Below are 16,428 nucleotides of genomic sequence, written 5' to 3' on the forward strand. Positions count from 1 at the left end.
GAGTACAGCTTGTCATGCGCTGCGCCCCATCTACAGCGGAGTGTCCTGTACCCAGAACCGCTCCACACGGCAACGCTCCCCACTTCTCCGGTCTACGCCGCCCCGGTCTACTTTTCTGCGGTCTACACTCAGCCAGACCAGGGCCACCCGCCTGCCCACGCCGTACAGCACCGCCACCTGAGCAAATTCGCGGCCCAGCCGGATGCCGTCGCGCAGGCTGGCTCCGGGCAAAATCAGGGCGGTTTCGCGCCACTCGCCGTCGCCATTGAGGGCCAGGGTCGGCACCATTCCAGCGCGGCTCACGCGGGCCAGCAGGCGTTGGTGCGCTTCGGCGTTGGCCCACTCCGATTGAGCCTGACCATGCGGATTCCACGCCGTAACGATCACCCAGGAGCGCAGGCCAATGGCCCACTCTGGCCCCAACTCCTCCGAATATTCATCTTCGGGGCGGCTCAGCAGTACGGTGCCGAGGTGAAAGCGGTGCCAGACCGGGCCGTAGGTGGTGCCCAAAAAGGCTGCCCTGAGCGTCTGATCTGGCTCAGGGGCCAAAAACTTAATGGGCCTGAACTCCTCGCTCATTGCCGCGCAACGGTGGCGTTCACGTTCAGAACTTTTTGATCACGGAATTTGAGTACCAGAATAAGTTTCTGGCCGGGTTTGAACGAACCGCCCAGCGCCACCCGGTAGGCAGAATGAGCATTTACCAGCACGGTTCCGCTGACAGGAATGGTGCTGACGACTGTGCAGCGGGGCGCACATTTGAGCAGGCGGCCCCGGCCAGCACCACTCCACACGCCCAGCAATTCGTCGGCACGGGCCGAGGTAATCCGGCCTTCCAGCACTGCGCCAGCAAACGAGGGGCGCAGGCTGAGGGTTGCATTGGGCAGTTGCAGGGCCAAGGCCAATCCCATCAGGAGTACCAACATCAAGACCGTGAATTTCATGCCTCTCCCTCGTGTGCTGGGCCGCCTTCTGAACCCGTTTCGTCGGCAGCGTCTTCAGGTAACTCTGATGTATCGATGTCGACTTTCATTATTTCGCGCAGCACGCTGGTGGCAAAGCTGCCTTTGGGCAACGTGAACGACACCGTAAAGCCGTCTTCTTCGGGGATCAGCTGTGGTTCTTGCAAAAATACCCGTGTCAGTCGGCGATCCCCCCTGCGCGAGGCGAATACGTCGGGCGTGAGGGCAAAGGCGGCCAACGCTTCGGCTTCCAGCTCTCCGGCCGCCATGGTCAATGGTTTGACCTTCTTGCCGAACAGGGTTCCGGTGGCGCTCACTTCGCCTGCTTCGGCGCGGCCTCCCTCGGCGTCGGCGTCTTCGACCAAAAACACACCGCCCGTGTCGTGCTTTTTGGCCATATCGCCCGCGATCAGGGCCGCAAACAGCCCGCGCTCCAGCCGCAAACTCAGAAAACGGTTGAAGACCATACTCTGCACGCTGGTGGTCAGAAAACGGCGCACGCGGGGGTCTTTAATTTTGGATTCGCCGCGCAGCACCAGTAAGCCTTCTTCCGCGTTCAGGCCGCCCAGTCCAAAGCGTTGCGGGCCAAAATAGTTGGGCACGCCCACCCGGGCCAACTGGTTGAGGGTGGCTTCGGCTTCGGCTGCTGTGCCTTGTGCGTCCCGCACCCGCACCACAAAGCGGTTGCCGTGCAGGTGGCCCATCGCCAGTTTATTGCCGTGCCGTGCCGTTTCCAGCACGCGCACGCCGTCCATGGCAAACGATTCCAGCCGCCGCTCCACTTTCCCTGGCAGGCTGATCCACTGCGAAGTGACGGCGTGGCGGTCTTTGAGTCCGGCCACCCCCACATCGCGGTCACGCACGCCCAGATGCGCTGTCAGTTCGCGCAACATGTGAGACGTGGTGTGGCCCGTTTTTTCCAGCCTCACAAACAGGTGTTCGCCCTCGCCCGATGGCAGATAAGCAGGCACTTCATCGACACGGAAGTCTTCTGGCACGCGGCGGAGCGTCCCCCCCGTGCCTTGCCCTGCCGTAGAAGCGGCGAGCGCCGACCAGTCAAACACCAAACTCACGATTGGCCCACCATACGCGCCGCCCGACGTGCAGTTATGAGAACGGTGGGGGAACGTCCAGCCCATAGTGGGGGCTACCATGTGAGAAATCCCGGTTAGCTGGCCCTTCACGGCTGAGCTCAGGGATCAGGTGGGAGAGGGGACGATTCCGTTGCTCATTCTCCGTTGAACTTGGACGCCGTGAAGACCTGGTTGCTCGAGTTGCCCTAGATCCCACACCCTCAGTTCAGCACCCGGTAATCGGCACGAACCCTGGGGGTCCAGTCGGCCCGGAACAGCAGGGGCATCGCGGAGGTGCTGCCTGCCACGTACCAGACCCGCACACCGGACTCCTGGCCGTCTAGCGGCAAAAAGGCCGTTTGGCCGACCCGCAAAGTGTTCAGGGGACGCCCGCCTTCATCCCGCAGGCGCAGCCAACCGTTGACGCTGGCGGGTGACCATCCGGCCAGATTCAGGGTACGGCGCGACACGTTCCTCAGTTGTGCGCCGTGTTCGGTGAGGGTCACGGTCAGGTCAGGCAGTTCGGGCGACTGCGCGGTTTGCCAGCGCACGCCGAAGCCGGGAAGCCGCGTGGACACCGGATACAACACCGAGGCGAGCAGGCCGCCTGTGCCCAACAGCAGCAAGATCAGCGCCGCACCGACGGCCAAGCTGCTCACTTCCGGCGCACGCACGATGGAAATGGTCAGCACCGCGCCGAGGGCCACGCCCACCAGCGGCCAGGCCGGGCTGGGTTTTTGGCGGGCAGGAGCAAACGCGCCAGGCCAATATTCGGCGATGAGCAGCAGGGCTGCGCCGATGCCGAACACCGCGGGCACGTCCAGCACAGGCGCGAACAGCAGCAGCGCCAGCCCTGGCACGCTCCACCACGCCACGCGGGGTACCCAGCCCAGCCGCGCTTCTCGCCCCACCCGCAGCAGCCAGTAGGCGGCCAGCAAGCCAATAACGACGGCAAACAGTCCCGACACCCGCGTCAGGGGAGTCAAACCTTCGAACACCGCAAATTCAGCTGCCATTGCCGCTCCCGGGTTTGTGCCTGCCCAGTTCGGGCGCTTTGGCCGCAGCAGGTTTGCCGGTCAGATTGTTCGTGGTTCCAGCCGGGGCTACTGGCGGAGGCGAGGCAAAATTCCCCGCTGGCCTTGCCCCGCCCAGATCCGTGACTCCAGGCTGTCCGTGCCGCGTGACTTCAAAGGCCAGATGCGGCAATTCGGATTTCAGCAGGCCTTCCCAGGCGGTGGTCACGGCATTCAGGCTGCCGGGCAGGGCAAAAATCACCGCGCCCCGGCACAGGCCCGCCACCGCCCGCGACAGCATGGCCGCGCCGCCCACCTGTGCATAAGACAGCATCCGGAACAGTTCCCCGAAACCCGGAATAGGCTTGGTAATCAGCGATTCCACCACCGGAATGGTCACGTCGCGCCCGGTGATGCCCGTGCCGCCACTGCTGATCACGATGGTCGCCTCGCGCACAAAGGCCACCAATGCGGCACGGATTTCTACGGCGTCGTCCTTCACGATTCGGTAGGACGTGACCTGATGCCCCTGCGCCTGTAATTCGGCCAGCAGGTATTGGCCGCTGGTGTCGGTGTCGGGTGTGCGGGTATCGCTGATGATCAGCACGGCCACCCGCACGGGCACAGATGCCGCCGCGACGTGGTGGGCGGTTTTGGCAACAGAGACCATTCCCAATGGCGTTGACCCCTGACTGGAGGACACGTCGGCAGCCGATCCGGTCAGAGAGGAAGAAGTGGGAGGGCGGCTCGAATCCGACATACCTCCTACGATACTTCCCGGCCCGCCTGCCCGCACAGGCACAGGCTTACGCTTGGTTCAGTCTTTTTGCCTAGGCTGGGGGAAGGAGGTGGGGGTGGGCGTATCTAAAGTCAAAGGGTCTGAGGAAGGGCGCCTACTCCGGCCTGTTCACCAGAACCCGCCTTTTCCCCATGCTTTACACTGCCCGTTATGCCTCACCCCGAATTCGTCGGCCTCGTGAATACCTTGCAGGCCACCGCCGAAGCCGCGCTGGGCGACCTGAATGCCGCTACTGCCAGCGCCGCCCGCGACGGCCTGCTCGACCAGAGTCGCGCCCGACAGACCGCCGAACGCAGCCTGAAACTGCTGACCATGCTGGCCGAAAAAACCCGTGGCAATCTGGATTTCACTGAAGCCGACCTCCTGACCGGAGCCATCGGCAGCCTCCGCGCCCGGCTGGACGAGCAACCCGCACCGCCTACCGAATTGCCGATGTTTGGTGGCCCCAACAGCGGGAATTGATGCGGGCCGTCCTGCAACGGGTCACGCGGGCGACCTGCACGGTAGACGGCCAGATCACGGGCGCCATCGGGGCCGGATTTATGGTGCTGCTGGGCGTGGCCCCCGGCGACACAGCGGCAATGGCGATAGCCTTGGCCCAGAAAATTGTGAAGCTGCGGGTGTTCAACGACGCGGCGGGCAAGATGAATCTGGCGTTGGCCGATGCGGGCGGCCCCACTGGAGCAGGCGCGGTTCTCAGCATCAGTCAGTTCACGCTGTACGCCGATACGCGCCGGGGCAACCGTCCGGGCTTCGGCGGAGCCGCCGCGCCCGACCACGCCCGCATCCTCTACGCCGAATTCAACGCGGCTCTGCGCGGCTGCGGCGTGGACGTGCAGGAGGGCGTATTCGGGGCGCATATGGTACTCGACCTGACCAACGACGGCCCGGTCACCCTGATTCTGGACACGGCAGAGTAAACACCTCACCCCACATTCTCATGTCTTCCACACCGCACTCACCCTTCCCCCCTAACATGCAGGCATGACCCGCCGTGTGTTTCGCCGCGCCATCCTCGTTTCCCTGCTGCTGCTCGGCGCTGCCGGAGCCGCTTCGTATACGGTCAAAGCGGGCGATACGCTGTATTCGGTGGCCCGCGCCAACAGCACCACGGTGGCCGAACTGACCCGCGTAAACCGCCTGACCGGAACCACGCTAGAAATCGGGCAAGTACTGACGCTGCCGGGGAGTGCGCCCAGTCGTGTGCCCAGTGCGCCCGCTGTTGTCACGCCTGCCCCGATCACACCCGCACAGCCCAGCACCGGAACATCCAGCCTGCAAGGGGTCACGGTGCGCGTTCCCGCCAGCCTCAGAATGGGCGAAGGCTTTACGCTGCGGCTCAGTGGGGCGCGGGCCGGGCAGGCTACTGTGCGCTTTCCCAGCGAACTCGGCGAAGATGTGCGCCGCCCTGCCGAGGTTCTTAAACCGGTAGGCGCGGCGGGTGAATTTGTGGTGCCGGGGCGGGTGGTGCTGGGCAAAACCACGCCCGTCGTATACGAAGTCAGTGTGGGCGGCGACCTGATGCGCGGACGGATTCCGGTCACGGCCCTCGACCAGCCGATTCAACACCTGAACTTGCCCAACAGCGTGACCAACAAGCTGCAAGACCCCGCCCGCGCCGCCGAGGAAGCCGCCGTAGAAAAAGCCTACGCCCGCCGCACGCCGCAGGTCTGGTCACGGCCTTTTGCCCCGGCATTGGCAACGGCGCGGGGCACAAGTTCGGGTTTTGGGCAGCCGCGCACCTACAAGGCGGGCGGCCCGGTGGCCTACCACTACGGCACCGATTTCCCTGCCCCCAGCGGCACGCCGATTCTGGCGGTCAACGACGGAACAGTCGTCATTGCCGGAAAATACCCGGTGCGCGGCGGCCTCGTGGTCGTCGATCACGGCGCGGGCGTGGTCAGCATGTACTTTCACCAGAGCCGGGTGCTGGCAAAGGTAGGCCAGAAAGTCACGCGGGGCGAGAAAATTGGAGAAGTGGGCACGACAGGTCTGAGTGCCGGGCCGCACTTACATCTCGAAGTCAGGGTGCGCGGCGAGGCAACCAATCCGTCGGGCTGGATGAATCGTCTGTGGCCCAGATAGGGAGATGTGGGGCGTAGGGATGTGAACTGCGTCTCTAGGATGGGGGCTGAACTTCTAAGCCAAAATCTCTGACGCGCCAGCCCATCACGCGCCAGCCTCTACACTCTCTCCCATGACCGACCCCGCCCAGCCGCCAACACAGCCGCCCGCTCCCCATCCCACCTACGACACCACCACGCTGGCCGCCCGTGCGGGAGAGGTGGCGCGGCCCAACGGCAGTGTTGCGCTGGTGGAACCTATTTACCAGTCCACCGTGTACGCCTACCCCGACCTGGAGGCGCTGGAAGCAGCCATGAGCGGCGCGGAACCCAGCGCGTTCTATTACCGCAACGGCACGCCCAACGGGGCCACGCTGGAGCGGGCGCTGGCGATGTTGGAAGGTACGGAAGCGGCGTTGGTGGCGGCCAGCGGCATGGCGGCCATCAGCTCCGCATTCTTGGGCGTGCTCAAAACGGGCGACCATGTGATTACCGATTCCCGCGTGTACGGCGTCACCTACGCGCTGCTGGCCGAAGAATTCCCGCGCCTCGGCATTGCCGTCTCGTTTGTAGACGCCTGCAATCTGGAGGAAGTGGAAGCCGCCTTCCGGCCCGAAACCCGGCTCTTGCACGTGGAGAGCCTGACCAATCCCCTCATGACGGTGCCCGATGTGCCCGCACTGGCACGCTTGGCACACGCACGCGGCGCACTCCTGAGCGTCGATAATACCTTTGCCAGCCCCGCTGTGTTCCGGCCAGCCCAGCACGGCGCAGACCTGATCACGCACAGTGTCAGCAAATACCTCAGCGGGCACAGCAACGCGATGGGCGGCGTGGTGTGTGGCCGCGCCGACTTGGTGGCCGCCGCCCGCACCCGTTTGTTGCGCTACGGCGGCAGCATGAGCGCCTTCGATGCCTGGATGACGCTGCAAGGCCTGAAAACCCTGGGCCTGAGAATGCGTGCCCACAGCGGCAACGCGCAGGCGGTCGCAGACGTGCTGGTCAACCATCCCCGTGTGCGTGCCGTGTACCATCCGGGTCTGTCGGATCACCCTCAGTTTCACCTGGCTATGGACTTGTACCCCAACGGCTTTGGAGGCATGCTCAGCGCCGATATAGACGACGCCCCCGCCTTCGTGCGCTCGCTGGCGGGCCGGATTCTGCTGGCCCCCAGTCTGGCCGATGTGATCTCGACCCTGTCCTGGCCGTGGGGTACCTCGCACCGTGCCCTGCCCGAACCCGAACGACGCCGCCTCGGCATTACGCCCAACCTCCTGCGCCTGAGCATCGGCATAGAAGACATTGGCGACCTACTGGGCGACCTCGAATTCGCGCTGGACGGGGGAGAGGCGTAATACGGACTTGCTTTGATTCCCGAACATCCGCAAAGGCATCGGATGTTCGTCCATCGCCGCCAGCCCGTACTCATTGCCACTCGTTCCGCTCGGATGATGTTCAGGAATCATCGCAATTTGGTATCAGACACTTTTCACACGCCATCGGCTTTGACGACGCGCCGTTTGAGCGGGCCCACCGGGGAAACGTGGCGGTGTTCGGCACCGTCTTTGCCCGCCGGGACTTGCACGCGGTGGTCAGTGGGCGGGTGCGGCGCGACGGGCGCAACAGCACCTCCGAACTGACCCGGCTGGTAGCGGTCAGCGGCGCTGCGAAACACCTTCACCTGATCTTGCTGCAAGGCGTGGCGCTGGCCGGATTTAATGTGGTCGACGCACCCACCCTGCACGCGGCCACCGGACTCCCCGTGCTGATCGTGGCCCGAAAGCCGCCCAACCTGGCCCGCATTCGCGCCGCCCTGCTGACCCAGGTGCCGGGCGGCGCACGCAAATGGCGGCTGATAGAAGCGCTTGGCCCAATGGAGCCTTGCCGGGGCGTGCAGGTACAGCGCGTGGGCCTGAGCTTGCTGGAAGCCGAAGCCGCGCTGGGCGCACTGACCTTTACGGGCCGCATTCCCGAACCCTTGCGGGCCGCGCACCTGATCGCAGGCGGCGTGACACGGGGCAGCAGCGGCGGGCAGCGGGTGTAACCAATGGCGAAGTCCGCTTCAGAGTTCGGGGAGGCTGGACGCCCCCAAAACCTGACCGCCCACTGACCCAAAACGGGGTATTCTGGGCAACGAATGAAAACGAATCTGATGCTGATCGGCGCAGCCCTTACCCTGAGCAGCTGTTCCATGCTGTTTGGCCCGGCTCAAACCAGTGTGACCATCATTGGCGTAAACGACTTTCACGGCAACATCATGCCCACCAGTTTCCGGGTGCCTGATCCTGCCGACCGCACCAAAACGCTGACCGTGCAGGCAGGCGGCGTCGAAGCCATCGGCGGCGTGCTGGCCGAGGCCCGCAAGGCCAACCCCAACACCGTGTTCGTGGGTGTGGGCGACATGACCGGAGCCAGTCCCCTGATCAGCGGCCTGCTGCGCGACGAGCCTTCTATCGACGCCCTGAACAAGCTGGGCATGGCCGTGAACGTGGTGGGCAACCACGAGTTTGACTACGGCTTTGCCGAATTGCAGCGTTACCAGAAAGGCGGCTGCAACAGCAACGACGTGGCCAAAGCTTGCAAATACGACAACACCTTCGCGGGCGCAAACTTTACCTACATTGCCGCCAACGTGGTCGATGAAAAGACCGGCAAAACTGTGTTGCCCGCCTATAAAATGATTACGGTGGGCGGCGCGAAGATCGCCTTTGTGGGCGCAGTGCTCAAAGAAACCCCGACGGTGGTCACTCCGGCAGGCGTAGCTGGGCTGCGTTTCGAGGACGAAGTGGCTTCGATCAACGCTGCGATTCCCGAAATTAAGCGCAACGGAGCCGACGCCATTATCGCGCTCGTTCACCAGGGCGGAGCCAGCCCCGACGCCTTCGACATTGTGGACTGCAAGACCCTCACCGGCCCTATCGTGGACATTGCCAAGAAGCTGGACTCCTCGATTTCTGCCGTCATGACCGGACATACCCACCGGGGCTACAACTGCCTCGTCCCCGGCCCCGACGGTGCAAACCGCACGGTCATTCAGGGCGATTCCTACGGCCACCTGCTTCAGCGCCTCGACCTCACCATCGACACCCGTGCCAACAAGGTGCTGGCCCTGAAATCCAGCAACGTGGTGGTCAACGCCGCCACGACTCCCAAAGACGCGGCCATGACCGCCATCGTGCAGAAGGCTAAGGCCTTGACCGATCCGCTGGCGCAGCAGCCTGTGGGCACGTTGGGCGTGGAGCAGATTACCCGCGTCCAAAACACCGCTGGAGAAAGTGCGCTGGGCAACGTCATCGCCGATTCGCAACTGGCCGCCACCCGCGCCGCCGACAAGGGCGGGGCCGTTATTGCCCTGATGAATCCCGGCGGCATCCGTGCCGACCTGCCCGTGAACGTGCCCAACCCCGACAAGAAAGTGACCTACGGCGACGCCTTCACGGTGCAGCCCTTCGGCAACATCCTGTCGGTGCTGACCCTCACGGGCGCGCAGCTCAAGGCCGTGCTGGAGCAGCAGTTCGACAACCCCGCCGCCGGACAGAACCGGATTTTGCAGGTCAGCCAGGGCTTTACCTACACCTGGGATAACAGCAAGCCCAAGGGTGAAAAAGTCAGTGCGCTGGTGCTGAACGGCACGCCGATTGATCCTGCCGCCAACTACCGCATTGCCCTCAACAACTTTTTGGCCGATGGCGGCGACGGCTTCACCACCTTCCGTCAGGGCAAAGACCTGATCGGCGGCGACCTCGATATCGACGCCTTCCGCACCTACCTTCAGAGCGCCACCATCAGCGCCCCCACCGTGGGCCGCATCACGCGCCTGAACTGAGCTTGATTCCTAAGATTCACAGTTGAGCGGGGCGGGGGCTTAGGCCTCCGTTCTCCTTTTTTGGTGCGTTGAAAGCGGGCCAACGGGATCGCCCTCAACCTGCCCTTAGACCCTCGACCCTTAGACTGCTTTTCTCACCCCATCAGCCGCGTCAACGTGCGCCGCAACGCTTCCAGCACCACCTTGCTTCTCAGGGCATCGGCAAGGGCGCGGGTGGCGTGATGCTCGCTGCCGGTCAGGGCGTCTTGAAGGTGGGCCTGAACCACCGGATGCAGGCGGCCCCGCGTGTACAGCAGGTCTTCTAACAGGTCTTCGGCGGGCAAGCGGGCGCGGATTTCGCCGTCTGGGGTCACCGTCTGTACCATCGCCCGGCCCCGCTCATCGGTGGTCAGCACCGCATGGATCGGCTTTCCCGCATGGCGCGTAATCTGTTCGATGGTCGGAATCAGAGACTGAATCAGGTTCACCGCTAGGCTTCGGCCCAGCAGCAGCACCCGCTCCTGATCGCCGTTCTGAATTCGCAACGTTTGCGTCAACTGTTGGGCCAATCGGTCGCCTTCCTGCATCAGGGCGGCTTGGGGGTCTGGGGTCATGCACCCACCGGTGTGGATGGTTCTACTGTCTGGTGATCCAGATGAACCCACCCACTTTCGCCCTGAATGATTAGAGAACGCGGCATTTTGTCCAAGGTAGCAAACTGGGGCAGCCAAAGGCGACAGCAGCTTGCCAGGTGATGACCAGAGGGATAATTGGGCAGACGACGCGGCCCAGATGATGAACAGTCAGGGTTGTCCATTCCTGCTGTGTGATAATATTCACACCCTGTTCACTCGCTTACGCAAGCCAAGATGTATGGACAGCGTGTATTTTATGCGTCTGATACGGCATTTGTCCAAACAGGTGAACGGGCGGGAATGGTGTAAGCTCAGGGGGTATGAACGTTATCGGGAAAGTGACCGTCTTGCCTCAATTGCCGGAGGCCATCGCACGGCTTTCAGAACTCGCCTACAACCTGTACTGGTCTTGGACTCCGCACGCCCAGGCCCTGTATTCCGAACTGAATTCCGAAATTTGGGAGCGTTTCCACCGCAACCCGGTTCGCACCATGCTGGAAGTGCCGCAGGAGCGCCTGTTGGCCGTCGCCGCCGACCCTGCGTATGTGGCCCGCTACACGCAGGTCATGGCCGATTTTGATGCGTACATGAACAAAAAAGACACGTGGGCGAGCAAAAACGCTGGGCACCTGAAGCCGGTGGCTTATTTCAGCATGGAGTACGCCTACCACGAGTCGCTGCCCATCTATTCGGGCGGCCTCGGTGTGCTGGCGGGCGACCACTGCAAGAGTGCCTCCGATTTGGGCTTGCCCTTTACCGCCATCGGCATGCTGTTTCATCAGGGCTACTTCCGGCAGCTGTTTAACAAGGACGGCTGGCAAGAAGAAGCCTACGACGAACTTGACCTGACCACGTTGCCCATCACGCCCGCGCTGGGAACCGACGGCGTTCAGGCCCGCGTGAAGGTGCGAATTGGCAGCCGTGACGTGCATGTGCGCCTCTGGAACCTGCAAATTGGCCGAATCCGCGTGATTTTGCTGGATACCAACGTGCCCGAAAACAGCGAGGACGACCGCAAGCTGACGGCCCGCTTGTACGGCGGCAATCAGGAACTCCGGGTGCAGCAGTACGTGTTGTTGGGCGTGGCGGGCATCCGTGCCCTGCGCGTGCTGAACATCCCCGGCAGCGTGTACCACATGAACGAGGGCCACGCCGCCCTGATGGGCCTGGAGCGCGTGCGCGAATACGTGGCAGGCGGCCTCGATTTCCGCAGCGCCGTAGAAACGGTGGCGAGCAGCACGCTGTTTACCACCCACACGCCCGTACCCGCCGGAAACGACGCCTTTACCTATGAACTGATGGACAAGTACATCGGCAAGTGGCCCGCGCTGATGAATGCCAGCCGCGACGACCTGTACGGCCTGGCCCGCCACGATCAATTCTGGGACGGCCACTGGGTTCCCAGTTTCTCTATGACCGTGTTCGCCCTGAACATGAGCCGCGCCGCCAACGGGGTTTCGGAACTGCACGGCGAAGTCAGCCGCAAAATGTGGAACTTCCTGTACGAAGGCGCGACCCCCGAAGAAGTGCCCATCGGCCACGTCACCAACGGGGCGCACAACCTGACCTTTACGTCTCAGGCCATGCGCGACCTGCTGGGCACGGTGCTGCCCGCCGACTGGACGGAGCGCCTTGAAGACGAGGACATGTGGAAGGCCGTGGACAACCTCACCGATTCTCAGCTCAGCGACGTGCAGCGCACCATGAAGCGCGAAATGGTGGGCTTCGTGCGGAGCCGCCAGCGCGAGCAGATGACCAGAAACGGGGCCAGCGCCGCAGATGTGGCCGCCACCGATCACCTGCTCTCCGAAAACGCCCTGACCATCGGCTTTGCCCGCCGCTTTGCGACCTACAAGCGGGCCACCCTGCTGTTCCGCGACAAGGCCCGCCTGAACGCCATCATCAACAACCCGGAGCGGCCTGTGCAGTTCGTGTTTGCGGGCAAGGCCCACCCCGCCGATAACCCCGGTAAGGCCTTTATTCAGGAAATCTACCGCGTGTCGCAGGAACCCGAATTCCGGGGCAAGATCGTGATTCTGGAAAACTACGATATGAACGTGGCCCGCCACCTCGTGCAGGGCGTGGACATCTGGCTGAACAATCCGCGCCGCCCGCTGGAAGCCTCGGGTACCAGCGGCATGAAGGCCAGCTTTAACGGCAGTCCCAATTTCAGCGTGCTGGACGGTTGGTGGCGCGAAGGCTACGACAACACCAACGGCTGGCCGATTGGCGACGAGCGCGAATACGCCGACCTGAACCTGCAAGACGACGCCGACGCCTATAGCCTGTACAGCCACCTGGAGAACGACATCGTGCCCCGCTATTACGGCGAATTGGCCGGAGCCGACTCCTGGGCGCACACCGTTCGCCGCGCCATCGAAACCTGTAGCCCGCGCTTTTCTATGCAGCGTCAGGTCATCGATTACGTGCGCCAGTTCTACATTCCCCTCAGCGTGCGCGGCGAGGCATTGGCCGCCGACGACAGCGCCAGCGCCCGCCAGATTGCCGGATGGAAAACCTGGGTGCGCCAGCAGTGGCCCCACACCCAGATCACGGCCAGCGCCAATCTGCCCACCACCGCGCAGCCCGGCCAACTCGTGACTGTCACGGCCAACGTGAATCCAGCAGGCATCAACCCCGAGGAACTGAAGGTGGAAGCCGTGCTGTCGCGTGGCGAACTCCGTACCCGCGTGCCGCTGACCTACAATCAGAACAACACCTACACGGCGCAGGTGCCTCTGAACGACAGCGGCCTGTATTCCATCGGCGTGCGGATGGTGCCCGAAATTGCGGGCCTGAGCAACGAGCTGGAGCTGGGCCTGATTAAATGGGCCTGAGTTAGCAGCTAGAGCAGCAACAATCTGGAGCGGTGGGCGAGGTGGCCTGCCGCTCTGGTTTTCATGCGCTGGATAGATAGTCCCTCGGACATGTTCTGAGGCAGAGTTCGTCTGACAGCTTCCCAGCCTCCCACAAAATCCGTCACATTTATGCGCTCAAAGCAAACGGAAGGCGGGCCAGAGTAGATTCTCTGGCCCGCCTTCCGTATTCCCCAATCTGCCCTCAGTCGCCGGAACTCAGGCTCCGTTGGGGCTGATCTGACGTGTGGGGGGCCGTGTGGTGTGGCCTGCTGCTGATGTGCGGCGTCGGCGTTGGCTCCTGCTCCACATAACGCGTGCCTTTAAACCAGGTATTTTGGCGGCGCAGATAGTTGGAGTAGGCCAGCGGCAGGCTACACAGCAGGGCTGCGCCGTACACCGGCAAACTGATCAGGGCGTAGGGTAGGCTCCACCAGGACAGTCCCTTTTCGTTGCGGAAGCGCACGGCCCAGTTCAGTTGAATCATCAGCGGCACGACAGTCAGAATGACGCCCATCCATTCGGGCAGCAACAGGCCCTGCCAGCCGAAAACGCGGCGAAGAAGCTGACTGGCGATACTCACGATCAGCACGATGTTCAGCCACGGCGACAGGATGAAGTAGGTGAAATCAAGCCGCGTGATCGGACTTGCGCCCGACTTCCAGAGCCGCGTGAGGTACGGCAGACATTGCAACGCGCCCTGAGTCCAGCGGGCACGCTGCTTGACAAAGGCGCGGGGATCGAGAATGCCCTGCTGCATGATGTGGGCGGGCAGGAGCGCCACCCTATGCCGGGGGTTGTCCAACACGATTTCCATGACGCTGCCAAAGTCTTCGAGCAGCACGTCGGGCCAGGGGGTTTTGCCCTGCCCAAGCTGATGGCTGAGGTAACTCAGGCGCATGCACTGGCCGTTGCCGGTCAGCGAGGCCACGCCGCCACTGGCCCGCAGCCGCTGAATATGACCGACGATAAAGGTTTCCAGGTCTTGCTGAAAAATCAGCATTTTGGAAATCAGCCCGCGCACGCCGCCGTCTTTGACCTCTACAGGTCGGAAACGCATCCAGCCTTGGGCCGCCATCACGTCGGGGTTCTGGAAAGCTCCGCGAACTTGGGGGGCGAAATCGCTGCTGACGCGGCCATCGGCGTCCAGCACCACCACCACATGCTGACTCAGGTCTTGGCCCGCCAGCCAGGGCGCCTGCATCAGCCGTGCCACCGCCCAATTCAGGGCGCGGCCTTTGTTCTCCTGCGCTTCGGGGGCCACCCGCCGCAGCAGTGCAATCATCGGGTCGGTTCGGCTGTACTGCTCCACGATGGCAGCGGTGGCGTCGGCACTGGCGTCGTCAATAACCATTACGCGCGCTTCGGGTACGGTAGAACGCAGATTTTGCAGGGTAGCCGCAATCACCGCTTCTTCGTTCATGGCCGGAATCAGGAAGGTCAGGGTCACACCGCGTTCGGCCACAGGCGGCCTGGGCCGGGGCCGCAGCGCACTGACGGTCTGGTGAACCGCGTACATCAAAAACAGCAACAGGCCAGCAATATCAATCAAAAACAGAGGATTCATCAGGGCAAACTCCGGGCGAGGCAAGACATCGCGGGCACGGCACACTATCTCAATTTTGTTGGGCGATGACTAGGGCATAAGCGGGGGTGTAAGCGTGAAAGAAGCTTTGGGACGTGTTTTACCGCCTGCACATGAGGAGTGGTTGCAAGTCTTGACCCCATAGGCTTGGTGGGCTGATCAGAAATACAGGCCGGGTAGCCGGGTTTGATGCAGAAGCCATCACGTCTGGTCTGCCAATCCTCTAGACTGTACTCAGTCCAAATCCATTTTTCGCCCCTCACGGGCAATCTGCCCGGCCCACTTTCAAGGAGTTTCACCATGCCAGAAGCCGTCATTGTTTCTACGGCCCGCACGCCCATCGGCAAAGCTTACCGGGGCTACCTGAACGACACGCACGGTTCGGACATCGGCGCACACGCGGTCACGCACGCTGTCACGCGGGCCGGAATTGACCCTGCCGAAATCGAAGACCTGATTTTTGGGGTGGGTAACCCCGAAGGCGCAACGGGCAGCAACATCGCCCGACAGATCGTGCTGCGCTCCGGCTTTCCGGTGGGCGTGTCGGGTGTGACGGTCAACCGCTTTTGCTCCAGCGGCCTGCAAACCATCGCGCTGGCGGCCAATCACGTCATGGCCGGACAGGGCGACGTGTACGTGGCGGGCGGCATGGAAAGCATCAGCCTGACGCAAAACGAACACGCCAACAAATATCGCCTGATCGGTGAGTGGCTGAAAGAGCACAAGCCCGATATTTACATGCCCATGCTTCAAACCGCCGAAGTGGTTGCCAAACGCTACGGCATTTCCCGCGAGGCGCAGGATGAATACGGTTTTATGAGCCAGCAGCGCACGGCAGCGGCGCAGCGTGAAGGCCGATTCGACGCCGAAATCGTACCCATGACCGCCTCTATGAAGGTGCAGGACAAGGCCACCGGCGAGATTTCCAGCCGTGAAGTGACCGTGACGCAGGATGAAGGCAACCGCCCCGACACCACGCTGGAAGGGCTGTCCAAGCTGAAGCCCGTCATCGAGGGCGGCGTGATCACGGCGGGCAACGCCTCGCAGCTCAGCGACGGCGCTTCGGCCTGTGTGGTGATGAGCGGCGACCTTGCCCGCGAACGTGGCCTGCAACCACTCGGACTGTTTAAAGGCTTTGCGGTGCATGGGTGCGAGCCCGACGAAATGGGCATCGGCCCTATCTTCGCCGTGCCCAAGCTGCTCAAGCGCCACGGCCTCAGCATTGGCGACATTGATCTCTGGGAACTGAACGAGGCTTTTGCGGTGCAGGGCATCTATTGCCGCGATCAACTGGGCATCGACCCCGAAATTTACAACGTCGATGGCGGCAGCATCAGCGTGGGCCACCCCTACGGCATGAGCGGCGCACGCCTGACCGGGCACGCCCTGATCGAAGGCAAACGCCGGGGCGCAAAGCATGTCGTGGTGACCATGTGTGTGGGCGGCGGCATGGGCGCAGCGGGTCTGTTCGAAGTGCTGTAACCCTCTGACGGATAAGGGCGGAAGGCCAAGTGCTTTCCGCCTTTTTCTGTGCCTGCTTTGCGTTCGGCTTGGCGGCCCAACCCCCTCTTCTCAGACCTTAGACCCTGAACCTTTAGACTTCTCTTCTCGCTACTCCACTACAATCGCTTAACATCA

The 16,428-nt window shown here is 62.8% G+C and carries 15 protein-coding genes; 8 read left to right on the top strand and 7 right to left on the bottom strand.

Annotation, left to right across the window (positions count from 1 at the left end):
* Positions 1-30 precede the first annotated feature (30 nt).
* The 5 genes from M1R55_RS13375 to M1R55_RS13395 form a co-directional block, all read right to left on the bottom strand.
* Positions 31-579: a DUF3293 domain-containing protein gene (locus tag M1R55_RS13375; RefSeq protein WP_249392238.1), complete on the bottom strand. Its 549-nt coding sequence runs from the start codon at positions 577-579 to the stop codon at positions 31-33.
* Positions 576-944: a hypothetical protein gene (locus M1R55_RS13380; protein WP_249392239.1), complete on the bottom strand. Its 369-nt coding sequence runs from the start codon at positions 942-944 to the stop codon at positions 576-578. Before M1R55_RS13380 ends, M1R55_RS13375 begins: the two co-directional genes overlap by 4 nt.
* Positions 941-2,035 carry a tRNA pseudouridine(13) synthase TruD gene (gene truD / locus M1R55_RS13385; RefSeq protein ID WP_249394216.1) on the bottom strand — a complete coding sequence of 365 codons (1,095 nt, stop codon included), beginning with the start codon at positions 2,033-2,035 and terminating at the stop codon, positions 941-943. The genes M1R55_RS13380 and truD overlap by 4 nt, the downstream gene beginning before the upstream one ends.
* A 221-nt stretch (positions 2,036-2,256) precedes the next feature.
* Positions 2,257-3,051, bottom strand: coding sequence for a hypothetical protein (locus tag M1R55_RS13390; protein ID WP_249392240.1), 795 nt, complete (start codon positions 3,049-3,051; stop codon positions 2,257-2,259).
* Positions 3,041-3,808, bottom strand: coding sequence for a molybdenum cofactor biosynthesis protein B (locus M1R55_RS13395; RefSeq protein WP_249392241.1), 768 nt, complete (start codon positions 3,806-3,808; stop codon positions 3,041-3,043). The genes M1R55_RS13390 and M1R55_RS13395 overlap by 11 nt, the downstream gene beginning before the upstream one ends.
* Positions 3,809-3,997: 189 nt before the next feature.
* Between M1R55_RS13395 and M1R55_RS13400 the strand changes: the two genes are divergently transcribed.
* The 6 genes from M1R55_RS13400 to M1R55_RS13425 all read left to right on the top strand — a co-directional run bounded on the left by M1R55_RS13400 (position 3,998) and on the right by M1R55_RS13425 (position 9,736).
* A complete protein-coding gene (locus M1R55_RS13400; RefSeq protein ID WP_064014509.1) occupies positions 3,998-4,309 on the top strand; it encodes a DUF1844 domain-containing protein in 312 nt (103 codons plus the stop codon).
* Positions 4,309-4,767, top strand: a complete 459-nt coding sequence (gene dtd / locus M1R55_RS13405; protein WP_249392242.1) for a D-aminoacyl-tRNA deacylase — start codon at positions 4,309-4,311, stop codon at positions 4,765-4,767. The genes M1R55_RS13400 and dtd overlap by 1 nt, the downstream gene beginning before the upstream one ends.
* Before the next feature lie 64 nt (positions 4,768-4,831).
* Entirely contained in the window at positions 4,832-5,932 is a 1,101-nt protein-coding gene (locus tag M1R55_RS13410) for a M23 family metallopeptidase (protein ID WP_249392243.1), read from the top strand.
* Between the two features lie 112 nt (positions 5,933-6,044).
* A complete protein-coding gene (locus tag M1R55_RS13415; RefSeq protein ID WP_249392244.1) occupies positions 6,045-7,265 on the top strand; it encodes a PLP-dependent aspartate aminotransferase family protein in 1,221 nt (406 codons plus the stop codon).
* Positions 7,266-7,453: 188 nt separating this feature from the next.
* Positions 7,454-7,954 carry a DUF99 family protein gene (locus M1R55_RS13420; protein WP_249392245.1) on the top strand — a complete coding sequence of 167 codons (501 nt, stop codon included), beginning with the start codon at positions 7,454-7,456 and terminating at the stop codon, positions 7,952-7,954.
* A gap of 93 nt (positions 7,955-8,047) precedes the next feature.
* Positions 8,048-9,736 (top strand): bifunctional UDP-sugar hydrolase/5'-nucleotidase, encoded by a 1,689-nt coding sequence (locus M1R55_RS13425; protein WP_249392246.1) that lies wholly within the window; start codon positions 8,048-8,050, stop codon positions 9,734-9,736.
* Positions 9,737-9,870: 134 nt separating this feature from the next.
* Here M1R55_RS13425 and M1R55_RS13430 read toward each other — a convergent pair whose 3' ends face one another.
* Positions 9,871-10,329 carry a hypothetical protein gene (locus tag M1R55_RS13430; RefSeq protein ID WP_249392247.1) on the bottom strand — a complete coding sequence of 153 codons (459 nt, stop codon included), beginning with the start codon at positions 10,327-10,329 and terminating at the stop codon, positions 9,871-9,873.
* A gap of 341 nt (positions 10,330-10,670) precedes the next feature.
* Here M1R55_RS13430 and glgP point away from each other — a divergent pair, with 341 nt between their 5' ends.
* The gene (glgP, locus tag M1R55_RS13435) at positions 10,671-13,187 is read left to right on the top strand and encodes an alpha-glucan family phosphorylase (RefSeq protein ID WP_249392248.1); all 2,517 of its coding nucleotides are present in this window, start codon (positions 10,671-10,673) and stop codon (positions 13,185-13,187) included.
* A gap of 223 nt (positions 13,188-13,410) precedes the next feature.
* Here the strand turns inward: glgP and M1R55_RS13440 are convergent, their stop codons facing one another.
* Positions 13,411-14,772, bottom strand: a complete 1,362-nt coding sequence (locus tag M1R55_RS13440) for a glycosyltransferase family 2 protein (RefSeq protein ID WP_249392249.1) — start codon at positions 14,770-14,772, stop codon at positions 13,411-13,413.
* 318 nt (positions 14,773-15,090) lie between these two features.
* Here M1R55_RS13440 and M1R55_RS13445 point away from each other — a divergent pair, with 318 nt between their 5' ends.
* Positions 15,091-16,272, top strand: a complete 1,182-nt coding sequence (locus M1R55_RS13445) for an acetyl-CoA C-acyltransferase (RefSeq protein ID WP_249392250.1) — start codon at positions 15,091-15,093, stop codon at positions 16,270-16,272.
* Positions 16,273-16,428 lie beyond the last annotated feature (156 nt).

Origin of the sequence: Deinococcus sp. QL22 (assembly GCF_023370075.1) — a bacterium.
Taxonomy (GTDB): domain Bacteria; phylum Deinococcota; class Deinococci; order Deinococcales; family Deinococcaceae; genus Deinococcus.